This is a genomic window from Pseudoalteromonas sp. MMG005 (assembly GCF_018101015.1).
Lineage (GTDB): Bacteria > Pseudomonadota > Gammaproteobacteria > Enterobacterales > Alteromonadaceae > Pseudoalteromonas > Pseudoalteromonas aurantia.
Genome location: NZ_JAGJEK010000083.1, coordinates 1 through 514, shown reverse-complemented (window position 1 = coordinate 514; position 514 = coordinate 1). Strand labels below are relative to the sequence as shown.

At 48.8% G+C, this 514-nt stretch carries 1 protein-coding gene; it reads right to left on the bottom strand.

The genetic code is table 11. The annotated features are described in order from the left end of the window. The coding region (locus J8M01_RS23795) for an SdrD B-like domain-containing protein (protein WP_211059605.1) at positions 1–514 on the bottom strand (514 nt) is incomplete at both ends.

Sequence of the window (514 nt, the reverse complement as noted above, 5' to 3'; positions counted from 1 at the left end):
AGCATTTGGTAGTTCAGTAAAGATCACCTTGCTTGGTTTGCCTACTGTGGCTATCTTCACTGCGCTTTTACCCGCATAAGCATTCTTTATGCCATCAAGGTAATCTTGGCCGTCTTCATAACTTGGCGTATCTGCGCGCGTCACCACATATCCGTCTGCATTCGGTTGGCGAAGCGCGGTAAAACTAAACGCACCATTACTGTCGGTGTTGGTGCTCAATGACACAGCGTTGCCGAATTCGTCTTTACCGCTCAGGGTGACTGCAAGGCTTGGGATCGCCAGATCTTGTGATTCTTTAACACCATTTTGATTGCCATCGACAAATACAATGCCTTCAACATGGGCTTCGCCCACATCTGCCAATTCAGTAAAGATCACCTTGCTTGGCTTACCCACAGTGGCTACCTTCACCGCGTTTTTACCCGCATAGGTATTCTTGATGCCATCAAGGTAATCTTGGCCGTCTTCATAACTGGGTGTATCAGCGCGCGTCACCACATACCCGTCTGCATCG